Source organism: Roseateles sp. GW821-FHT09G09 (genome assembly GCF_059415965.1).
Window position 1 is genome coordinate 35,761 of the sequence record NZ_JBWKOG010000003.1, and the last position, 21,155, is coordinate 56,915.

The 21,155-nt window shown below is 69.0% G+C and carries 19 protein-coding genes; 10 read left to right on the forward strand and 9 right to left on the reverse strand.

Annotated features, from left to right (window positions below):
• Positions 1–131: 131 nt before the first annotated feature.
• The 8 genes from AC07O8_RS08720 to cobA all read left to right on the forward strand — a co-directional run bounded on the left by AC07O8_RS08720 (position 132) and on the right by cobA (position 11,170).
• Entirely contained in the window at positions 132–800 is a 669-nt protein-coding gene (locus AC07O8_RS08720) for an ANTAR domain-containing response regulator (RefSeq protein ID WP_495047649.1), read from the forward strand.
• Positions 801–1,078: 278 nt separating this feature from the next.
• Entirely contained in the window at positions 1,079–2,302 is a 1,224-nt protein-coding gene (locus AC07O8_RS08725; RefSeq protein ID WP_495047650.1) for a CmpA/NrtA family ABC transporter substrate-binding protein, read from the forward strand.
• Positions 2,303–2,374: 72 nt separating this feature from the next.
• Entirely contained in the window at positions 2,375–3,295 is a 921-nt protein-coding gene (ntrB, locus tag AC07O8_RS08730) for a nitrate ABC transporter permease (protein WP_495047651.1), read from the forward strand.
• Positions 3,296–3,422: 127 nt separating this feature from the next.
• A complete protein-coding gene (locus AC07O8_RS08735) occupies positions 3,423–4,226 on the forward strand; it encodes an ABC transporter ATP-binding protein (RefSeq protein WP_495047652.1) in 804 nt (267 codons plus the stop codon).
• 171 nt (positions 4,227–4,397) lie between these two features.
• Positions 4,398–6,971, forward strand: a complete 2,574-nt coding sequence (nirB, locus tag AC07O8_RS08740; RefSeq protein WP_495047653.1) for a nitrite reductase large subunit NirB — start codon at positions 4,398–4,400, stop codon at positions 6,969–6,971.
• Positions 6,972–6,981: 10 nt separating this feature from the next.
• Positions 6,982–7,362 (forward strand): nitrite reductase small subunit NirD, encoded by a 381-nt coding sequence (gene nirD / locus AC07O8_RS08745; RefSeq protein WP_495047654.1) that lies wholly within the window; start codon positions 6,982–6,984, stop codon positions 7,360–7,362.
• Between the two features lie 47 nt (positions 7,363–7,409).
• Entirely contained in the window at positions 7,410–10,283 is a 2,874-nt protein-coding gene (locus AC07O8_RS08750) for a nitrate reductase (RefSeq protein ID WP_495048118.1), read from the forward strand.
• On the forward strand, positions 10,280–11,170 hold the full coding sequence (cobA, locus tag AC07O8_RS08755; RefSeq protein ID WP_495048119.1) for a uroporphyrinogen-III C-methyltransferase: 891 nt from the start codon (positions 10,280–10,282) through the stop codon (positions 11,168–11,170). Before AC07O8_RS08750 ends, cobA begins: the two co-directional genes overlap by 4 nt.
• On the opposite strand, the gene AC07O8_RS08760 is transcribed toward cobA, so the two are convergent.
• The 4 genes from AC07O8_RS08760 to AC07O8_RS08775 form a co-directional block, all read right to left on the reverse strand.
• Positions 11,138–12,310: a YbfB/YjiJ family MFS transporter gene (locus AC07O8_RS08760; protein ID WP_495047655.1), complete on the reverse strand. Its 1,173-nt coding sequence runs from the start codon at positions 12,308–12,310 to the stop codon at positions 11,138–11,140. The two genes, cobA and AC07O8_RS08760, sit on opposite strands and share 33 nt — an antisense overlap.
• Positions 12,311–12,317: 7 nt before the next feature.
• The gene (locus AC07O8_RS08765) at positions 12,318–12,641 is read right to left on the reverse strand and encodes a type II toxin-antitoxin system RelE/ParE family toxin (RefSeq protein WP_495047656.1); all 324 of its coding nucleotides are present in this window, start codon (positions 12,639–12,641) and stop codon (positions 12,318–12,320) included.
• On the reverse strand, positions 12,631–12,897 hold the full coding sequence (locus tag AC07O8_RS08770; RefSeq protein WP_495047657.1) for a hypothetical protein: 267 nt from the start codon (positions 12,895–12,897) through the stop codon (positions 12,631–12,633). Before AC07O8_RS08770 ends, AC07O8_RS08765 begins: the two co-directional genes overlap by 11 nt.
• A 171-nt stretch (positions 12,898–13,068) precedes the next feature.
• Positions 13,069–14,946, reverse strand: coding sequence for a methyl-accepting chemotaxis protein (locus AC07O8_RS08775; protein WP_495047658.1), 1,878 nt, complete (start codon positions 14,944–14,946; stop codon positions 13,069–13,071).
• Positions 14,947–15,128: 182 nt separating this feature from the next.
• Between AC07O8_RS08775 and AC07O8_RS08780 the strand changes: the two genes are divergently transcribed.
• Positions 15,129–15,911, forward strand: a complete 783-nt coding sequence (locus tag AC07O8_RS08780) for a type III pantothenate kinase (protein ID WP_297525316.1) — start codon at positions 15,129–15,131, stop codon at positions 15,909–15,911.
• A 110-nt stretch (positions 15,912–16,021) separates the two neighbouring features.
• Here the strand turns inward: AC07O8_RS08780 and AC07O8_RS08785 are convergent, their stop codons facing one another.
• From AC07O8_RS08785 to AC07O8_RS08795, 3 genes are all read right to left on the reverse strand, one after another.
• Positions 16,022–16,441: a YybH family protein gene (locus AC07O8_RS08785; RefSeq protein ID WP_495047659.1), complete on the reverse strand. Its 420-nt coding sequence runs from the start codon at positions 16,439–16,441 to the stop codon at positions 16,022–16,024.
• An 80-nt stretch (positions 16,442–16,521) separates the two neighbouring features.
• Complete coding sequence (locus AC07O8_RS08790) at positions 16,522–16,776, reverse strand: hypothetical protein (protein WP_495047660.1); 255 nt, start codon at positions 16,774–16,776, stop codon at positions 16,522–16,524.
• Positions 16,777–16,854: 78 nt separating this feature from the next.
• Positions 16,855–17,694, reverse strand: coding sequence for an oxidoreductase (locus AC07O8_RS08795; RefSeq protein WP_495047661.1), 840 nt, complete (start codon positions 17,692–17,694; stop codon positions 16,855–16,857).
• Between the two features lie 176 nt (positions 17,695–17,870).
• On the opposite strand from AC07O8_RS08795, the gene AC07O8_RS08800 reads away from it, so the two are divergent.
• The gene (locus tag AC07O8_RS08800; RefSeq protein ID WP_495047662.1) at positions 17,871–18,875 is read left to right on the forward strand and encodes a LysR family transcriptional regulator; all 1,005 of its coding nucleotides are present in this window, start codon (positions 17,871–17,873) and stop codon (positions 18,873–18,875) included.
• A 49-nt stretch (positions 18,876–18,924) separates the two neighbouring features.
• Here AC07O8_RS08800 and AC07O8_RS08805 read toward each other — a convergent pair whose 3' ends face one another.
• The gene (locus AC07O8_RS08805; RefSeq protein ID WP_495047663.1) at positions 18,925–19,749 is read right to left on the reverse strand and encodes a nucleotidyltransferase domain-containing protein; all 825 of its coding nucleotides are present in this window, start codon (positions 19,747–19,749) and stop codon (positions 18,925–18,927) included.
• A gap of 22 nt (positions 19,750–19,771) precedes the next feature.
• Positions 19,772–21,109, reverse strand: coding sequence for an ATP-dependent protease ATPase subunit HslU (gene hslU, locus AC07O8_RS08810; RefSeq protein ID WP_495047664.1), 1,338 nt, complete (start codon positions 21,107–21,109; stop codon positions 19,772–19,774).
• Between the last annotated feature and the right edge of the window lie 46 nt (positions 21,110–21,155).

Below are 21,155 nucleotides of genomic sequence, written 5' to 3' on the forward strand. Positions count from 1 at the left end.
TCGTCCGCGCCACGGTACGTGGAAGCGACGTTTCCCGCGGCCCCCGCAAAGCAGGACCACGGGCACGTGGGTTGCGCCGATGCGGGCGCGTTGCTTGCTCGCGCGAAGCCCTGTGCCGGCGGCGGCGCGGCATGGAACTTGCGCTGGACCCGGGCGTGAAGCCGCCGCCCGCCCCCGTCGCCAGCCCGCCGCCCGTGCATGCCACGCACGCGGCGCATGCCGGCTTGCGGGTGCTGCTCATCGACGACGGCGCGCACCGCGTGGACCTGCTGCGCGACGAACTGGTGCGTCAGGGCTGCGAGGTCGTCGGCGTCATCGAGCAGGCCACGCTGATCCACGACTGCGTGCTGCGGCTGCAGCCGGACGTGGTCATCGTCGACGCCGAGTCGCCCACGCGCGACACGCTGGAGAACCTCGCCACGCTGTCGACCAGCATGCCCCGCCCCGTGGTGATCTTCGCGGAGGACGAGGACCGCGCGCCGATGCGCCGCGCGATCCAGGCCGGCGTCAGCGCCTACGTCGTGGCGGGCTTGCAGACGCAGCGTCTCGCACCGGTGCTGCATGTCGCGATCGCCCGTTTCGAGCAAGACCTGGCGCTGCGCGAGGAACTCAGCAAGGCGCAGGCGCAGCTGGCCTCGCGCAAGCTCGTCGACAAGGCCAAGGGCATCCTGATGCGGGAGCAGGGCCTCGACGAGGACCAGGCCTACCAGCGCCTGCGCAAGCTCGCGATGGATCGCGGCGAGGCGCTCGCGCAGGTGGCGCGGCGCGTGATCGACGCGCACGATCTGTTGCGAGGCTGAACGCACCGCAACGGCGCATCCGTGCCGCGAGACAGTGCATGGCGACGGGCCTCGAGCCCCCCGGCCCGCCTGCTGCCCTCCGTGCCGCAGGGCATCGACCGGGTGGCACGCTTCCTGCGAGGTTCTGGTCGTGCCCTCGCAACGGCGTGAGGGTCACATCGAAAGATTTGGGCAAAGGCGTCCGATCGGTTCCGCTTCGACGAAGCGGGACGGTCGCGACGCCTTTTTTGTTTTTCCCCCGGAGGTCTTGAATGCAACACGGTTCCCAGGAGGGTCTGATGAGCGCTGAACGTCGCAAGCTGCTCGCCACCGGCGCGGCGCTGGGCGGTCTGTCCGCGCTGCCGGGCGGCGGCGCCTTCGCCGCCGGCTCCGACAAGCCGGAGAAGGAGGAGGTCCGCATCGGCTTCATCCCGCTGACCGACTGCGCGTCGGTGGTGATGGCGGCCGCGCTGGGCTTCGACAGGAAGTACGGCATCAAGATCGTCCCGACCAAGGAAGCCTCCTGGGCCGGCGTGCGCGACAAGCTGGTCAACGGCGAGCTCGACATGGCGCACGTGCTCTACGGCCTGATCTACGGCGTGCACCTCGGCGTGGCCGGTCCGAAGAAGGACATGGCCGTGCTGATGACCCTGAACAACAACGGCCAGGCGATCACGCTGTCGAAGAAGCTGGCGGATGCGGGCGCGGTGGACGCGGCCTCGCTGGCCAAGGTCATGGCCAAGGACAGGCGCGACTACACCTTCGCGCAGACCTTCCCGACCGGCACGCACGCGATGTGGCTCTACTACTGGCTGGCCGCGGCGGGCGTGAACCCGCTGAAGGACGCCAAGGTCATCACCGTGCCGCCGCCCCAGATGGTGGCCAACATGCGCGTGGGCAACATGGACGGCTTCTGCGTCGGCGAGCCCTGGAACCACCGCGCCATCATCGACGGCATCGGCATCACGGCCGCCACCACGCAGGACATCTGGAAGGACCATCCGGAGAAGGTGCTGGGCACCACCGGCGACTTCGTCAAGAAGTATCCCAACACCGCGCGCGCCGTGATCATGGCGGTGCTCGAGGCCGGCCGCTGGATCGACGCCAGCCTGTCCAACAAGCAGAAGATGGCCGAGACGATCGCCGACAAGGCCTACGTCAACACCAGCGTCGACGCGATCAACCAGCGCATCCTGGGCCGATACCAGAACGGCCTGGGCAAGACCTGGGACGACCCCAACTACATGAAGTTCTTCAACGACGGCCAGGTCAATTTCCCGTGGCTGTCCGACGGCATGTGGTTCCTGACGCAGCACAGGCGCTGGGGGTTGATCAAGGAGCATCCGGACTACCTCGGCGTCGCGCGCCAGGTGAACCAGATCGAGCTCTACAAGCAGGCCGCGTCGGCGCTCGGCGTGTCCGTGCCCAAGGAGGCCATGCGCTCGGCGAAGTTCTTCGACGGCGTCGTCTGGGATGGCAAGGATCCCGCGAAGTACGCGGACAGCTTCAAGGTCCGCGCCTGAAGACCTCTCCCACCTCTCCCCGCCTCTACTCCCTCTACGCCCTCTCTTTTCTGATCGATGCAGGAGTCCGTCATGGTCAGTGCCGTCTTTCATTCCCCGGGTGACGCGAGCGGCGAGCCGGTCACCGTCTCGGTCGCCACGCCCTTGCCGCTGGCGCGCGACGCGGCCAACGAGCCGGTCGCCCGACCGGCGCCGGCCGCGCGACCGCCGCGCGCCGGCATCGACTGGCGCGCCGTCTGGATGCGCGTGCTGCCGCCGGTGTGCGGGCTGGGCCTGCTCTGGCTGGTCTGGACCGTCGCGACGATGAAGGGCGGCGAATTCCCGACGCCGGGCGCCACCTGGGACGCCGCGGTCAAGCTGTTCGCCGATCCGTTCTATCGCAACGGGCCCAACGACCAGGGCATCGGCTGGAACATCCTGAATTCGCTGCAGCGCGTGGCGCTGGGCTTCGGCCTCGCGGCGGCGGTGGGCATCCCGCTGGGCTTCATCATCGGCCGCTTCGAATTCGCGAGCCGCATGCTGTCGCCGCTGATCAGCCTGCTCAAGCCGGTGTCGCCGCTGGCCTGGCTGCCGATCGGGCTGCTGGTGTTCAAGAGCGCCAACCCGGCGGCGATCTGGACCATCTTCATCTGCTCGATCTGGCCGATGGTCGTCAACACCGCGGTCGGCGTGCAGCGCGTGCCGCAGGACTACCTGAACGTCGCGCGCGTGCTGCGCCTGTCCGAGTGGAAGCTGGTGACGCGCATCCTCTTCCCCGCCGTGCTGCCCTACATGCTGACCGGCGTGCGGCTGTCTGTGGGCACCGCGTGGCTGGTGATCGTCGCGGCGGAGATGCTGACCGGCGGCGTCGGCATCGGCTTCTGGGTCTGGGACGAGTGGAACAACCTCAACGTGCAGCACATCCTCATCGCGATCTTCGTGATCGGGATCGTGGGCCTGCTGCTGGAGTGGTTCCTGATGGCCGTCGCCAAGCGCTTCTCCTTCGATGACTAAGCCCACCCGCTACCGGCTACGCCGGCCCCCTCCAGGGGGCGAGCCCAGCGGCCTGGCAAAGCCAGTTCCACGGGCTCCGCTTGATATGTCGGCCCGTTTCCGGGCCTCCTGATTCACGGAGACTTCGATGAGCACTCCCTTCATCCGCGTGCAGCAGGCCGAGATGGTCTTCACCAGCCGCAAGGGCCGGTTCCATGCGCTGCGCGAGATCGACCTCGACATCGCCAAGGGCGAGTTCGTGACTTTGATCGGCCATTCGGGCTGCGGCAAGTCGACGCTGCTGAACCTGATCGCCGGCCTGCTGCGACCCACCGACGGCGGGCTGCTGTGCGACGGTCGCGAGATCGCCGGCCCGGGCCCGGAGCGCGCGGTGGTGTTCCAGAACCACTCGCTGCTGCCGTGGCTGACCTGCTTCGACAACGTGCTGCTGGCGGTGGAGTCGGTCTTCGGCGGCCGCGAGCTTCGATCGCGCCTGATGGCGCGCACCGAGGAGGCGCTGCACCTCGTCGGCATGGACCACGCGATGTTCAAGCGGCCGCATGAGATCTCCGGCGGCATGAAGCAGCGCGTCGGCATCGCGCGGGCGCTGGCGATGGAACCCAAAGTGCTGCTGATGGACGAGCCCTTCGGCGCGCTGGACGCGCTGACGCGCGCGCACCTGCAGGACGAGCTGCTGAAGATCGTCGCCGCGACGCACAGCACCGTGGTCATGGTCACGCACGACGTGGACGAGGCGGTGCTGCTGTCCGACCGCATCGTCATGATGACCAACGGTCCCGCCGCCACGATCGGCGAGATCCTGCCCGTCACGCTGCCTCGCCCGCGCGACCGCGTCGCGCTGGCCGAGGATCCGGCCTACGTGCATGCGCGCAAGGCGGTGATCGACTTCCTCTACACGCGGCACCGGCACGTGGAGTCGCGGGCCGCCTGACTGCGTGAGTCGGCTGGCCCTCACCCCCGCCCTCTCCCGCAAGCGGGAGAGGGAGTCCGACCGCTGCCCTTCTTACCCCCTCTCCCGCTTGCGGGAGAGGGCAGGGGTGAGGGCCAGCGGCGGTGGAAGTACCGAGGCCCGCGCCTCTCCCCTATCTCCAGGAGCGTCCCCATGAACGCCACCCCCGACCTTCCGCCTCTGTCCCCGCCTGCCGGGGCCTCCGCGGCGAAGAAGATGAAGCTCGTGATGATCGGCAACGGCATGGCCGGCATCCGGACGATCGAAGAGCTGCTGAAGATCGCGCCCGATCTCTACGACATCACCGTCTTCGGCGCCGAGCCGCATCCCAACTACAACCGCATCCTGCTGAGCCCGGTGCTCGCCGGCGAGCAGACGCTGGACGAGATCGTCCTGAATCCGCTGTCCTGGTACGAGGAGCACGGCATCACGCTGCACCTCGGCAAGACGGTGACGAGCATCGACCGCATCAGGCGCAAGGTCGTCGCCGACGACGGCACCGAGGCCGAGTACGACCGGCTGCTGATCGCCACCGGATCGACGCCCTTCATCCTGCCGGTGCCGGGCAAGGAACTGGAAGGCGTGATCGCGTACCGCGACATCGCCGACACCAACACGATGATCGAGGCGGCGACGAAGTACCGCCACGCCGTCGTCATCGGTGGCGGCCTGCTGGGCCTGGAGGCGGCGAATGGGCTGATGCTGCGCGGCATGCAGGTCACGGTGATCCACATCGCCGGCTGGCTGATGGAACGCCAGCTCGACGACCAGGCCGGCGACCTGCTGCGCAAGTCGCTGCAGGAACGCGGCCTGCGCTTCCGCATGGGCGCGCAGACGGAGGCGCTGATCGGCGACAAGGACGGCCTGCCGGAGGGGGAGGCCGCGGCTGGCAGCCGGGTCCGCGCCGTCCGCTTCAAGGACGGCGAGGAGATCCCCGCCGACCTCGTCGTGATGGCCGCCGGCATCCGCCCCAACACCGCGCTGGCGGAGCGCGCCGGACTGCACTGCCAGCGCGGCATCGTCGTCACCGACACGCTGCAGACGGTGACCGATCCGCGCGTCTATGCGGTCGGCGAATGCGCCGCGCACCGCGGCATCGCGTACGGTCTGGTCGCGCCGCTGTTCGAGCAGGGCAAGGTCTGCGCGAACCACCTGGCGCAGTTCGGCATCGGCCGCTACCTCGGCAGCCAGACCAGCACCAAGCTGAAGGTCACCGGCATCGACCTGTTCTCGGCCGGCGACTTCATGGGCGGCGAGGGCACCGAGGAGATCGTGATGAGCGACCCCTTCGCCGGCGTCTACAAGAAGCTCGTGATCAAGGAGGACCAGCTCGTCGGTGCCTGCCTGTACGGCGACACCGTCGACGGCAGCTGGTACTTCAAGCTGCTGCGCGAGGGCCGCAAGATCGGCGACATCCGCGACAAGCTGATGTTCGGCGAGAGCAACATCGGCGACGTCGGCCACCAGGGCCACAACAAGGCGGCCGCGATGGCCGACAGCGACGAGGTCTGCGGCTGCAACGGCGTCACCAAGGGCGCCATCTGCAAGGCGATCAAGGAGAAGGGCCTGTTCACGCTGGAGGAGGTGCGCAAGCACACCAAGGCGAGCGCGAGCTGCGGCTCCTGCACCGGCCTGGTCGAGCAGCTGCTGATGTTCACGGCGGGCGGCGACTATTCGTCGGCGCCGAGGAAGAAGGCCGTCTGCGGCTGCACCGAGCTGAGCCACCAGGAGGTGCGCGACGCCATCTTCGACGAGCACCTGATCAGGCTCGGCGACGTGTACGCGCGCCTGGGCTGGAAGACCCCCAACGGTTGCGCGACCTGCCGGCCGGCGCTCAACTACTACCTGCTCTCGTCGTGGCCCAAGGAGGCCGTCGACGATCCGCAGTCGCGTTTCATCAACGAGCGCAGCCACGCGAACATCCAGAAGGACGGGACCTACTCGGTGATCCCGCGGATGTGGGGCGGAGAGACGAGCGCCGATGAGCTGCGCCGGATCGCCGACGCCGTCGACAAGTACAAGATCCCCACCGTCAAGGTGACCGGCGGCCAGCGCATCGACCTGCTGGGCGTCCGCAAGGAGGATCTGGTCGACGTCTGGCGCGACATCGGGATGCCCAGCGGCCATGCCTATGCGAAGGCGCTGCGCACGGTGAAGACCTGCGTGGGGTCCGAATGGTGCCGCATGGGCACGCAGGACAGCACGCAGATGGGCAAGGACCTGGAGCGCGCGATGTGGCGGATGTATGCGCCGCACAAGGTGAAGTTCGCCGTCAGCGGCTGCCCGCGCAACTGCGCGGAGGCCGGCATCAAGGACGTCGGCATCATCGGCGTGGACTCGGGCTGGGAGATGTACGTCGCGGGCAACGGCGGCATCAAGACCGAGGTGGCGCACTTCCTGGTCAAGCTCAAGACGGCCGGGGAGGTCATGGAATACACCGGCGCCTTCATGCAGCTCTACCGCAAGGAGGGCTGGTACCTCGAACGCACCGTGCACTACGTCAGCCGCGTGGGCCTGGACCATGTGAAGCGCCGCATCCTCGACGACGCCGAGGGGCGCAAGGCGCTGTGGGCGGAGCTGCAGTTCGCGCTCGACGGCGAGCCGGACCCGTGGTTCGAATTCGCCAAGGCGCAGGTGGACGTGCGGCAGTTCGAGCCCGTCGCCACGGTGCAAACCAACGTTCAGCCCGCCGTTCAAGCCACCATTCAAGCCACCGTTCAGGCGTGAGGAGCACCCGATGACGAACTGGATCTCCGTCTGCACCGTGGCCGACATCCCGGTGCTGGGCTCGCGACGCGTCGCCCGTGCGCAGGGCCCGCAGGTCGCGCTGTTCCGCACCGCGGACGACCGCGTGCATGCGCTGCTCGACCGCTGCCCCCACAAGGCGGGGCCGCTCAGCCAGGGCATCGTGTTCGGCAACGCGGTCGCGTGCCCGCTGCACAACTGGACCATCGCGCTGGAGAACGGCTGTGCGCGCGAGCCGGACGAGGGCCGCACGCCAGTGTTCCAGGTGAAGGTCGAGGACGGCGCCGTCCTGCTCGATCGCGACGAGCTCGACACCGTCGGGATCGATCTGCCGGCGGTGACGGCCGGGCCCTGCACGCGCGCGGCCTGCTGAGCGGTGATGACGTGGTGGCCGAGCCGCTGTCGTCGATGAGCCCGGACGTGCGCAGCACGCGGTCGACCTGCCCGTACTGCGGCGTCGGCTGCGGCGTGCTGATCGATGCCACCGGTGAAGGCGCGCAGGCGCGGATCGTCGGCGTGCGCGGCGATCCGGATCATCCGGCCAACTTCGGCCGGCTCTGCACCAAGGGGTCGACGCTGCATCTGACGGCCACGCCGCTGGTGCGCGCGCAGCAGCGGCTGCTGCAGCCGGCGTGGCGGGCGACGCGCGACTCGCCGCTCCAGCCGCTGGATTGGGACACGACGACGCAGCAGCTCGCCGATCGATTGCTGGCGATCCGCGCCGCGCATGGCCCGGACGCGATCGGCTTCTACATCTCGGGGCAGCTGCTGACCGAGGACTACCACGCGTTCAACAAGCTGGCGCGCGGGCTGATCGGCACCAACAACATCGACAGCAACTCGCGCTTGTGCATGAGCTCGGCGGTCGTGGGCTACAAGCAGTCGCTGGGGGCGGATGCGCCGCCCAGCTGCTACGAGGACCTGGAGCAGACGGACTGCCTGTTCATCGCCGGCGCCAACACGGCGTGGGCGCATCCGATCCTGTTCCGCCGCATCGAGGCGGCGCGCGCCGCGCGGCCGGGGATGAAGATCATCGTGGTCGACCCGCGCCGCACCGAGACGGCGGAGTTCGCCGATCTGCACCTGGCGCTGAAGCCGGGCAGCGATGTCGCGCTCTTCCACGGGATGCTGCACGCGGCGATCTGGGAAGGCTGGATCGATGCCGCGTTCATCGCGCGGCACACGAGCGGCTTCGACGCGCTGAAGGCCCTGGTGCGGACGATGACGCCGGCGGCATCGGCGCGGTTGACCGGGCTGAAGGAAGCGGACATCCTGCAGGCGGCGCAATGGTTCGCGCAGTCGCCGTCCACCTTGTCGCTGTATTGCATGGGTCTGAACCAGAGCAGCAGCGGCGCGGCGAAGAACACGGCGCTGATCAACCTGCATCTCGCGACGGGCCAGATCGGCCGCGCGGGCGCGGGGCCGTTCTCGTTGACGGGTCAGCCCAATGCGATGGGCGGCCGCGAGAGCGGCGGGATGGCGACGCTGTTGCCCGGCCATCGCGACCCGGGCAATGCGGTCCATCGCGCGGAGGTCGCTGCGATGTGGGGTGTGGACGCGCTGCCGGATCGTCCGGGGAAGACAGCGGTCGAGCTGTTCCAGGCGGCGGCGCGGGGCGAGCTCAAGGCGCTCTGGATCGCGTGCACGAACCCGGCGCAGTCGATGCCCGATCAGGCGCTGGTGCGCGCGGCGCTGGCGCGCTGCGAGCTGGTCATCCTCCAGGAGGCCTTCGCGGGCACGGCGACGGCGGCGTTCGCCGACGTGGTGCTGCCCGCGGCGACCTGGGCGGAGAAGGACGGCACGGTCACCAACAGCGAGCGGCGCATCAGCCGCGTGCGTGCGGCGCTGCCCCCGGCCGGCGAGTCCCGTGCCGACTGGCGCATCGTGCGGGACGTGGCGCAGCGCATCGAAGCGGTGCTGCGGCCGGACCTGCCGTCGCGCTTCGCCTGGGAGCGTGAGGAGCAGCTCTGGCTGGAGCATCGCGAGGCGACGCTCGGGCGGGACCTCGACATCGGCGGGTTGAGCTACCCGATGCTGGAAGAGGCGCCGCGACAGTGGCCCTGGCCCGCGGGCGCGAACGCCGCGAAGGCGCGGCTCTACGAGGACGGTGAGTTCGCTCATGCCGATGGCAGGGCGCGCTTCATCACGAAGCCTTTCGTGGCGACCGCGGAGGTGCAGGACGCGAAGTTCCCGTTGGCGCTGAGCACGGGCCGCCTGCGGGATCAGTGGCACGGCATGAGCCGCAGCGGCACCGTCGCCAAACTCTTCGCCGGCGAGCCCGGGCCGGCGCTGACGATGCATCCGCAGGACATCGATCGTCGCGCGCTGAAGGCGGGCGCGCTGGTCCGCGTGCGCTCCCGGCGCGGTGAGGCGATCGTGCCGCTGCGCGCGGACGACTGCGTCGGCGCGCAGCAGGCCTGGCTGCCGATGCATTGGGGCAGCGAGTTCCTCGGCGGGCGCGGCCTGTCGGGCATCAACGCGCTGACACAGCCCGCGTACTGCCCGGACTCGCGCCAGCCGGAACTGAAGTTCACCGCCGTGGCTGTCGAGGCGGTCGACCTGCCGTGGCGGGTCTTCGGCGCCGCGTGGATCAGGCTCGGCGAAGGCGCTGCATTGCGCAGTCAGCTGCGCGCGTTGATGGCGGAGGCCGACTACGCCTGCTGCCTCCCGGGTCCGGCGCAGGAGGCATTGGAAGGGTGGAGTCTGGAACTGGCCTTTGCAGCGCCGCCACCGGGGCATGTCGTGCAGGCGCTGGCAGCGGTGCTCCAACTGAATGGCGTCGGCGTGATGCGTTATGCCGACGGGCGTCGCGGACGCAGTCGCTCGTTGCGACTTGACGGCGAAGGCGCGGACGCGAAGCTGCAAGCGTTGATGCGCGTCGGCGAGGGCAGCGAGGCCGCGTGGCTCGATGCCCTCTGGCGCGAGCGCGCACCGGTCGCCCCGTTCGGACGGCGCCTGCTGGCGCCCGACGCGGAGCAGCCCGCTGCGGCGGTCAGTCCGCAGATCTGCAACTGCTTCAACGTGCGCGAGGACGCGATCGCTGCCTGTCTCCGACGCCAGCCGGATGGCGCGCCTGAGGCCCGGCTCGCGGCGCTGCAGGGCGAGCTGCGCTGCGGCACGCAGTGCGGTTCGTGCCTGCCGGCGCTGAGGCGCCTGGTGCACAGCGTGGCATCGACGCGGACCCCGACCTCGACCTCGACCTCGACCTCGACCTCGACCTCGACCTCGACCTCGACCTCTTCGCCGGCGATCCCGGTGATGCCTGTCTCGAATCAAGTGAAGGAACCGACATGACCCCGCTCGATGCCGATCAGACTGCCAGCCCGTCGGCCCGCCCGCCGTGCGTGTCCCTCGTGGGCGCGGGGCCGGGCGATCCTGAGCTGCTCACCGTCAAGGCGCTGAAGCGGTTGCAGCAGGCGGAGGTCGTGCTGACGGACGACCTCGTCGACACACGCGTGCTGGCGTGCCTGCCGGCTTCCGCACGCGTGCTGCGCGTGGGCAAGCGCGGCGGTTGCGTGTCGACGGAGCAGCGTTTCATTCACGAACTGATGATTCGAGAAGCGAGATCCGGCGCACGCGTCGTTCGACTGAAGGGGGGCGATCCGTTCGTGTTCGGACGCGGCGGCGAGGAGGTCGACGCGCTGCGCGAAGCGGGGATCGAGGTCGAGGTGGTCAACGGCTTGTCCGCGGGTCTCGCGGCGCCGGCATCGGTCGGCGTCCCGGTCACGGACCGGCGCTGCACGCCGGGCGTGGCCTTCGTGACGGGGCACAGCGGAGAACACGGCGTCGCGCCGGATTGGGCGGCGCTGGCGCGCAGCCGGCTCACGCTCGTGGTCTACATGGGGCTGACGCGCGCCGCGGTGATCGCACAGTCATTGCAAGACGGTGGCCTGGCCGCGGAGACGCCAGCAGTCATCGTGAGCGCGGCCCACACGCCGCGTCAGCGCGAGTGCTTCACGACGCTCGCCGACCTGCCCGCCGCGATCGAGCGCGAGGGACTGCCGAGCCCGGCGCTGCTGGTCATCGGCGACGTCGTGGCGTTGTCGCCGCAGTGGCGAACGGACGTCGGCCTCGACGGGTCGAAGAGATTCAAGGATCTGGAGGCCGACCGGCCCGGCGCAGCCGTCAAGGCCGAAGGCATCGAGGACTCACGCGTCGCCGCGCGCTTCCAGGCGGCGTAGTCTCAGCATGATCAACATGCCGACGGTGAGCACCGCGGCGGTCAGCCAGAGCGAGGCGCGGTAGCTGCCGCTGGCTTGCGCCATGGCGCCGGCGAGCGCGGGCGCCGTGACCTGCGCGACGCCGTAGCTCAGCGTGAGGCGCGCCATCGCCTTGCCCGGGTTGCCGGGCGAGCGCCGGCCCACGAGCGCGAGGGTGAGGCTCACGAGGCCGATGAAGGTTGCGCCGTAGAGCAGCGCACCGATGAGCGCCGCGGCGAGGCTGCCGGACAGCATGGGCAGGACGACGGAGACGATCTGCAGCGCGAAGGCGACGAGCAGCGCATTGAGATCGCCGAAGCGGCGGGCCACGCGGTCCCACAGGAACACGGCCGGCGTGGCGGCGAGACCGACGAGCAGCCAGGCCCACGGACCCTGGCCGTGCAGCAGCGGTTGGCGTTCGACGATGGCGACGGTGAAGGTCGCGCTGATGACGAAGCCCCAGCCGGCGCAGAAGTAGCCGGCGATCATCCATCGCATCCAGCGTGCGCTGGGTGCGCCTGTGCCGAGCGTGGCGGTGGCGGGTGGTGGGACGGGCGGACGCCACCACCAGGTGATGGCGAGCAGCGGCACGCCGATGACCACGAAGCCCCACCAATGACCGGCCCAGTCGAGCGCGAGCCGGTCCATCGCCATCGCGCCGATCGCGGAGACGACGATGCCCAGGCCGAGACCCATGAAGTGGACGCCGAGCTCCGGGCGTCTGCCGGCGCGCATCAGGAAGCCCAGCACGAGGCCGGAGCCCAGCAGCATGCCGGCGGCGCCGCTGAGGCCGCCGAGGTAGCGGGAGACGGCCCACAGCGCGAGGTTGGGCGCGAGCGGCATCAGCGCCGTGGCGACGAGGCCGAGCAGCATGCCCCAGAAGTACAGCCGCGAACGCCAGCGCGGATCGTCGATGAGCGCGGCGAGGACGGCGCCGCTCATGTAGCCCGCGTAGTTGACGGCGGCGAGCGTGCCGCCCATCGCATCGCCCAGCCCGGCTTGATGCTGCATCAGCGGCAGCACCGGTGTGTAGGCGAAGCGCGCCAGGCCGATGCTCAGGATCAGGCCGGCGATGCCGCCGGCGGAAACTTTCCAGGCAAGAAGCGAGTCGACGCTGCGCATGGGTCTCTCAGTCCCGTCCCAGACAGTGCGTCATGTCCCGACGCTCATGAATCACGTCGAGGACACGCACGTGGTCGGCGGTCTCGATGTAGAAGATTTCCTGCGGAAACTTGTGTCCGACGCGCCAGTGACGAAGGCGCGCCATGTTCAGTGCCTCCGCCCAACGCCGCGACCCGATGGTCGGCGCCGAGCCGATCTGGCTGATCGCCCGACGCAACGCCTTTTGGAACTGCATCGCGGGAGCAAGACCTCCCTCGCGCACATAGAACGACATGATCTGGCTGACGGACTTGGTGGCATCCACCTGGAGGATGATGGGTTTAGCGTTCATCGCGCTCTCCCTTCCGAAGCATTGCGGCCTCTGCTTCGGCCTGCTCGACCAGTTCGTCGAAGTACCGGTCATCTGCGAATCCAGCCGGACCTGATTGGATGCTGTCGATCAGTCGGCGCTTCAGCGTCTGATTTTGGCGATGCTGGTGGAGAACCGCGGCGACGTAGTCGGCGCTGTTGTCGTGACCGTGCACGAAGGCCTGTTCGTCGAGATAGGCCAGCAGATCGTCGGGCAATCCAAGATTCAGAGTGGCCATCGTGGCGATGTGACGGTCAGGGACGGGAGAGGGGGCATCGTCGGGATGCGGGATGAAGTGCATGCTACGTCCGCAAGAGTTGGAGAGGGCAGTCAGCCTAATCCGGACGCGGACGTCCAAAACCCATTCCCAAAGCAAAACGACCTCTATTCAAGAGGTCGTTGCGCCAGATCAAAAAGTTTCCCAATCGCCGTCGGGAGCCGCTGTTGCGCTGGGTCCCGATGGGGCTGGCGCCGCCGGTTTTGGTGTATGCGACGCGGTGGGCGCTTTCGATGCGGGCGCCTTGGTGACAGGCCTTGCCACGGGCTTAGGCGTGGCCGTCTTGACCGCGGGCCTGGCGACCGGCGTCTTGGTCGCGGAGGCAGTCGACGGCTTCGGGGCCTGCGGCTTCTTCGCGACGGACGTCGCCGCCGGACGCGGCGCGGCGGCAGGCCTTGCAACCGGTGCCGGCGAGCGAGCGATCGGCGCGGGCGCCGCGACGGCGTCCGTCGCATCCCCCGGCTTCGGCTTGGGATCGCTGACCTTGAAGTGCCCCACCAGCGCGGTGAGCTTGCGCGCCTGCTCGCTGAGCGATTCGGCGGCGGCGGCCGATTCCTCGACCAGCGCGGCGTTCTGCTGCGTCATCTGGTCCAGCTGCGCCACCGAGCCATTGACGCTGCCGATGCCCTGGCTCTGTTCCACCGTGCTCGCACTGATCTCGCCGATGATGTCCGACACGCGCTGCACGCTGGCGACGATCTCGTTCATCGTCGCGCCAGCGTCGCGCACCTGCTGCGAGCCGACCTCCACCTTGGTCACGCTGTCGCCGATCAGCGCCTTGATCTCGCGCGCCGCGCCCGCGCTGCGCTGGGCCAGCGCCCGCACCTCGGACGCCACCACCGCGAAGCCCTTGCCGTGCTCGCCCGCGCGGGCCGCCTCGACCGCGGCGTTCAGCGCCAGGATATTGGTCTGGAACGCGATGCCGTCGATGGTCCCGATGATGTCGTTGATCTTCTTGGCCGACGCGTCGATCTGCGCCATCGTGCCCACCACGTCGCCCACCGCCGTGCCGCCGCGCTGCGCCACCTCGGCCGCGCTGCCCGCCAGCTGGTTGGCGGTGCGCGCGCTCTCGGCGCTCTGCTGCACGGTGCCGGTCAGCTGCGACAGCGACGACGCCGCCTGCTGCAGGTTGGACGCGGTCTGCTCGGTGCGCTGGCTCAGGTCCTGGTTGCCGCTGGCGATCTCCTGGCTGGCGGTCTGCATGCCGTCGGCGCTCGCGCGCACTTCGCGGATGACCTTGCGCAGCGAGCTCTTCATCGCGGCCAGCGCGCGCTGCACGTCGCCGATCTCGTCCTCGCGGTAGTCGCGCTCGACGTGGAACAGGTCGCCCTCGCCGATGCGCTCGGCCTCGGACATCAGCGACTTCAACGGCGCCGAGATCGTCCGCACGAAATAGGCCGTGGCCAACGCCAGCAGGCCCACGATGAGCGACATCAGCGCCGCCACGCCCCACACCGTGCGCATGCGCTCGGCGCCCGCGGCCTCGCGCAGCGCCGCCGACCGCTTCTGCTGCAGCACGACGAACTCCTGCTGCGCGGCCAGGTACTGCTCGATCGCGGGCACGACCTTCTGCTTGAGCGCCTGGTGCGAGCCGTCGTTGTCGCCGCCGGCCTTCAGCTTGTTGGCGTCGTTGCGCGCGGCGATGTAGGCCTTGCGCTGCTCGGCGATCTTCGCCATCGCGGCCTTGTCGTCGTCGTCTTCGGCCAGCGCCTCGAGCTGCTTCTGGACCTCGTTGATCGTCTCGGTGGTGCGCGCGATGTCGGCCTTCATCGAGTCGGCGACGGCGTTGTCGTTCGCGGCCAGCCCGGCCTGCACGCGGCTCGCGTTGGCCTCCGTGAGGCCGCGCCAGCGCAGCGCGAGTTCGAAACGCTGCTGCTGCCGCTCCTGTGTCACCTGGGCGACTTCCAGCAGGCTGCGTGTCCGGGACGCGGCTCCCAGCGACATGACGACCGTCATGACGGACATGACGGCGACGGGGATCCACAGTCGCGTGGCGATGGAGAACTTCATCGGTCCGGAGCCTTGTTGTTGTGTCGACGGCGTCGCCCCGGGGTGGTGCGACGAGCCTCGATTCAATCCTAAATCGGCTGTCCGGTGCACCGGCTTGAGGACAAACACTGCTAACCTGCCGCCCAGTCCCTCATGTCACCGACATTTCCCCCAAGTACTCCACACTTGCTGGCATCTCCCCCATGAGCTTCCTGGCCATCGACATCGGCAACACCCGCCTCAAGTGGGCGCTCTATGCCGGCCCCCAACCGGGCAGTCCGATGCTGGCGCACGGCGCGCAGTTCCTGGAGAACATCGAGACGCTCGCCGAGAACGACTGGGCCAAGCTGCCGGCGGCGCCGGGCAGCATGCTCGGCAGCAACGTCGCCGGCGACGCGATGCGGCATCGCGTCGAGGAGCAGATGGAGGAGATCTGGGACATCGAGCCGCGCTGGGTGGCCTCGTCCGCCCAGGCCGGCGGCGTAACCAACGGGTACGACCATCCGGGACGTCTGGGCGCGGACCGCTTCGTCGCGCTGATCGGCGCGCGGCACCATGTGCTGGCGCGCGGACGCGGGCAGGCGCCCAAGCCGGCGCTGGTGGTGATGGTGGGCACCGCGGTGACGGTCGACGCGCTCGACGCGGACGGACGTTTCCTCGGCGGCTTGATCCTGCCGGGCCACGGGATCATGCTGCGCTCGCTGGAAGGCGGCACGGCCGGCCTGCGGGTGCCGACCGGCGAGGTGCGCGAGTTCCCGACGAACACGTCGGACGCGCTCACCAGCGGCGGCAACTACGCGATCACCGGCGCGATCGAGCGCATGCATCGCCACATCCTGAAGCGCTGCGGCCAGGCGCCGGTCACGCTGATGACCGGCGGCGCGGGCTGGAAGGTCTCGCCCGCGCTGGACATCCCGCACGAGCTGATCGACTCGCTGATCTTCGATGGGCTGCTGGCGCTGCAGGCGCATCGACTGGCGCTCTGACTTCGCGCCGTCGCCTGTCCCCTCGCTCCCGATGTCGCAGGTCGAGAAGGACAACTGAGGCTCACACGTCGACCTTGAACCCGAGGTCGATCTCCGATGCCCGCGGACCTTCAGCGACTCACGGCCTGCTTGCTCTGGAAGTCCACGGGCACGGAGGTGTGCTGATGAACGACGCGCCACGTGCCGCCGTCGTTGCGCAGGAGCACCGTGAGGCGGTTTTCGGTGGCGCGCAGCGGCTGGCCATCGGCATCGAGCGCCGCGAATGCCAGCGTCGCCGAGCCGCCGGCCACCTGCGCGTCGTGCCAGGACTTGACGTCCTTCGCCGTGACGCGGACGCGCACATCCTGGATGCCGCCGAACCAGGCGGCGATCATGCCGGCCCAGTCCTCACGGCCGGCGTACTCCCACCGGTTCCAGCTGTCGAAGACTTGCATGTCCTCGGCATACAGGTCGACGAAGCGCTGCAGGTCGCGGTCGAAGACGGCGGCGGCGTAGTCGCGCAGGAAGGTGTGAACGGGATCGTCGGTCATGCGGGCTCCTGGAGTTCGTCGAGGGTAGATGACACACGACGAATGACGCCGGCGGTTCTCGACAAGGCCACGCGATGGTCTCAGCGTTGCCGCTGATGACGTTGATGCCGCGCCCATTCGCGCTTCCACCATGCGATGTTGTAGAGCAGCACCGAGGCCGAGGTCGCCCAGAACATGCCGAACCAGATGCCGACGACCTTGAGCGTGAAGGCCATGTCCCCGTCGCAGCGACCGGCGGCGTTGCAGGGCGAGGGGACGTAGACGTCGATGAGCAGGGCGGTCGAGAGGTTCCACACCAGCAGCCCGATGAGCACGGAAGCGAGAAAGCGGTTCATGGGGGACGGGTCCTTTTCTGAAGGTGAAGGACCCAGTCTCGCCATGCGTGTCGAGCTCAGCATGAGCCCGGTGTGAACTCAGGGTGAAGTCGGGAAGTCCGTCGACACCGCCAGCGCGCGCCACTGGGCGAGTTCCCCGGCGACGAACGCGTTCTTCTTCTCGATCGCCGCGACGGTGTCCGAGCCGAACGGCATGCGCAGCGGCGGGACTTCCGCGTCGACGACCTTCAGCAGCGCCTTCGCCAGGCGCGCCGGATCGCCCGGCTGCTGATGATTCAGATCGGCCGCGATGCGGCGCACGGCGCCGACCGGCGTGTCGGCGTAATCGGGGATCGTGGACGGGGTCGTCGTCAGCGAGCCGCCATCGAGGAAGTCCGTGCGGAAGTAGCCCGGCTCCACGATCGTCACGTGGATGCCCAGCGGCTTCACTTCGTCGGCGAGCGCCTCGCTGATGCCTTCGACGGCGAACTTGGTGGAGGCATACACGCCGAAGCCCGCCGCGCTGCGGTAGCCGCCGATCGACGAGATGTTGATCACGTGGCCCGCGCGCTGCCGGCGCAGTTGCGGCAGCACCGCGCGCGTCACGGCCAGCAGGCCGAAGACGTTGGTGCGGTACACCGCTTCGACGTCCGCGGCGCTGGTCTCCTCGATCGCGCCGAGGACACCGAAGCCGGCGTTGTTGACCACCACGTCGATGCGGCCGAAGCGCTGGACCGCCTCCTCGACGGCGGCGCGGGCCTGCGCCTCGTCGGTGACGTCGAGGTTGGCCGCGAGCAGGCGAGGGTGGTCGCCGAACTTGTCGACGATGGCGCGGGCGTTGCGGGCGGTGGCGACGACGTTGTCGCCGCGCTCGAGCGCTTCCTTGACGAACAGGGCGCCGAAGCCGCGCGAGGCGCCGGTGATGAACCAGGTCTTCATGGGGAACTCCTTGTGGGGATTGAGGGGGGGAGGGCAGGTGGGAATGCCGCGGACGCCTGGTTGAATTGCGGCGCGGTGTGGAACGAACTCTAGGAACTGGCGATTGATGCGTCTATGCTCAGGAATTGAAACGAGCTACTGGGGAATATTCATGAATCAGCGCGCAGACGGGCGCCATGGCTGAGCGCCCGAGCCTGTCGGAGCTGACCGCGTTCCTGGCGATCGTGCGGCATCAATCCTTCCGCGCGGCGGCGGATGAGCTGGGGATGTCGCCGTCCAGCCTCAGCCATCTGGTGCGGGGGATGGAAGAGCGGCTGGGCGTGCGGCTCTTCAACCGCACGACGCGCAGCGTGGCGCCGACGGACGCCGGCCAGCAACTGGCGCGCAACGTCGGGCCGATCCTGGCGGAGCTGGACAACGCGCTGGGCGATCTGGGATCGCTGAGCGGGCGCACGTCGGGCCGGCTGAGGATCAACGTGTCGGAGATCGCCGCCGGCGAGCTGATGCGGGGCATCGTTCCCGCGTTCGTCGAACGCCATCCGGACGTGCAACTGGACCTGGTCACCGAGGGCAAGCTGGTGGACATCGTCGCCGAGGGCTTCGACGCCGGGGTGCGGCTCGGCGAGGCGCTGCCGCAGGACATGGTCGCGGTGCCCTTCGGCGGCGACGTGCGCTTCATCGTGGTGGCGTCGCCGGACTACCTCGCGCGACACGGCACGCCGCGCACGCCGGATGCGCTCGCCGAGCACCGCTGCATCCGCTTCCGCCTACCGAGCGGCAAGATGTACCGCTGGGAGTTCGAGCGCCAGCGGCAATCGCTGAAGGTCGACGTCCCGGGGTCGTTGACGCTCGATCACATCGGGCTGATGGTCGAGGCGGCGGCCAAGGGGATGGGGCTCGCCTATGTCTGGTCCACGAAGGCCGAGGCGGAGATCGCTTCAGGGCGTCTGGTGACGGTGCTCGACGACTGGACGCCGCCCATCCCCGGCCACCACCTGTACTACCCGAGCAGCCGTCTGATGCCCGCTGCGTTGCGCGCGTTCATCGAGGTGATCCGCGAGGTGGAGTCGCAACGCGCGCCGGCGAAGGCGCGGGTGACGGCGACGTCGGTATTGGGGAAGGTGAAGGCGGGGGTGAAGGGCCCGGCGACGACCGCCAAGGCGCCCCCGACGCGGGGCTAGCGCGCGCCGAGGGCAGCGGTGACGGCGCTGTCGCCGTTGGTGCCGCGGCTCAAGCAGGTTCCTCGCATTCGCGCAGCACCTGACGGAAGAACTCGGACAGCAGCGGCTCGACTTCCGGTCGATCGTTGATCGGCAGCTCCAAGGCCTCGATCCGGTCCAGTTCGCCCTCGATGAACCGCTGGATGGGCACGATCTGCGCCGACACGCCGACCTCCGAGGTGTGGCGTTTGAGCTCGAGGAGCTCGTGGATGGCGGCCAGCACGTCCGAGTCGTCGTCGACCGTCTGCAGCAGGCGGTGGAACTCGATGGGGGCGGGCTGCCGCTCGCGCTCCAGCCAGCGGACCGCGAGGAGCGGCCGCAGCACGTAGAAATACTTCTTGAGCTTGACCTCGTCCGCTTGCAGGTGCGTACGGAAGGTCGTCTTCGCCATGCTGCGGTAGTGATGGATGCCGCGCACGATCGAATACACGATCGGCAGCAGCTCACGGGCACGCGCGTGGAAGTTGGTGCTGCTCTCGTAGACGATGGGCGACTGGATCCATTCGACGAAACCCGGATTGGATCCCCAGAACAGCCGCAGCGCCTTGCGCAGGTCCCAGCCGTTGATGTCCATCTCGTCGACGATCGGGTACTCGATGACGTCGCGCTGCTCTTCCAGCCCGACCGACAGGTACCAGTCCGTCCGGTTCGCGTAGATGAAGCGCGCATCGAAGTCGCTGTCGGGCGACGCAAAACCCCAGGCGCGGCTGCCGGACTCGACGGCCAGCAGCACGCGCACCCGGTGTTCCGATTCGGCGGTCCGGAGCCGCGCGTGGATCTCGGCCCGCGCGGGCCCGGGGATGCTGGAGAGGTCGGTGGGGGGAAGGGCGCTCATGGCGCCATTCTGATCTCTCGGCTCAAAGAATGAACCGGCTCAGATCCTCGTCCTGCGCCAGCGCGCCCAGCTTCTCGTCGACCTGCGCGCCGTCGATCGTCACCGTCTTGCCGGCGTGCTTGTGCGCGTCGAAGCTGATGTCGTCCAGCAGCCGCTCCAGGACCGTCGACAGCCGGCGCGCGCCGATGTTCTCGGTGCGCTCGTTGACCTCGTAGGCGATCTGCGCCAGCCGGCGGATGCCGTCGGCGCTGAGCTCCAGCGTCAGGCCTTCCGTCGCCAGCAAGGCCTGGTACTGCTTCACCAGGCTCGCGTGCGTGCTCGACAGGATGGCCTCGAAGTCGCCCACCGACAGCGACTTCAGCTCCACCCGGATCGGGAAGCGGCCCTGCAGCTCGGGGATCAGGTCGCTGGGCTTGCTCAGGTGGAACGCGCCCGAGGCGATGAACAGGATGTGGTCGGTCTTCACCATCCCGTACTTCGTGTTCACCGTCGTGCCTTCGACCAGCGGCAGCAGGTCGCGCTGCACGCCCTGGCGCGACACGTCCGCGCCGCCGCTGTGCTCGTTGCGCGTCGCCACCTTGTCGATCTCGTCGATGAAGACGATGCCGTTCTCCTGCGCCATCGCCAGCGCCGCGGTCTTGATCTCGTCCTCGTTGACGAGCTTGCCGGCCTCTTCCTCGACCAGCAGCTTGCGGGCCTCGGCGATCTTCAGCTTGCGCGTGATCTTCTTTTCCTGGCCCATCTGCGAGAACAGGCCCTTGAGCTGCTCGGCCATCTCCTCCATGCCCTGCGGCCCGAGGATCTCCATCGAGGGCTTGCCCTCGCTCAGCTGGATCTCGATCTCCTTGTCGTCCATCGCGCCTTCACGCAGGCGCTTGCGCATGACCTGGCGCGCCGTGTTGTCGGCGGTGCCGCCTTCGGTCGTCGCCGGCGCGAAACCGGTCGACGAGCGCGGCGGGGGCACCAGCGCGTCGAGGATGCGCTCCTCGGTCGCGTCCTCGGCCCGCGCGCGCTGGAAGCGCATCTGGCGCTCGCGCTCCTGCTTGACCGCGATGTCGACCAGGTCGCGCACGATGCTGTCGACGTCCTTGCCGACGTAACCGACCTCGGTGAACTTCGTCGCCTCGACCTTGATGAAGGGCGCATCGGCCAGCTTCGCCAGCCGGCGTGCGATCTCGGTCTTGCCGACGCCGGTCGGGCCGATCATGAGGATGTTCTTCGGCGTGATCTCGCCGCGCAGCTTCTCGTCGACCTGCTGGCGCCGCCAGCGGTTGCGCAACGCGATCGCGACGGCGCGTTTCGCGTCGGCCTGGCCGACGATGTGCCGGTCGAGTTCGGAGACGATTTCCTGCGGGGTCATGCTGCTGCTCATTGGAGCCCCTCGTTCGATGGAACCATCGACCGAT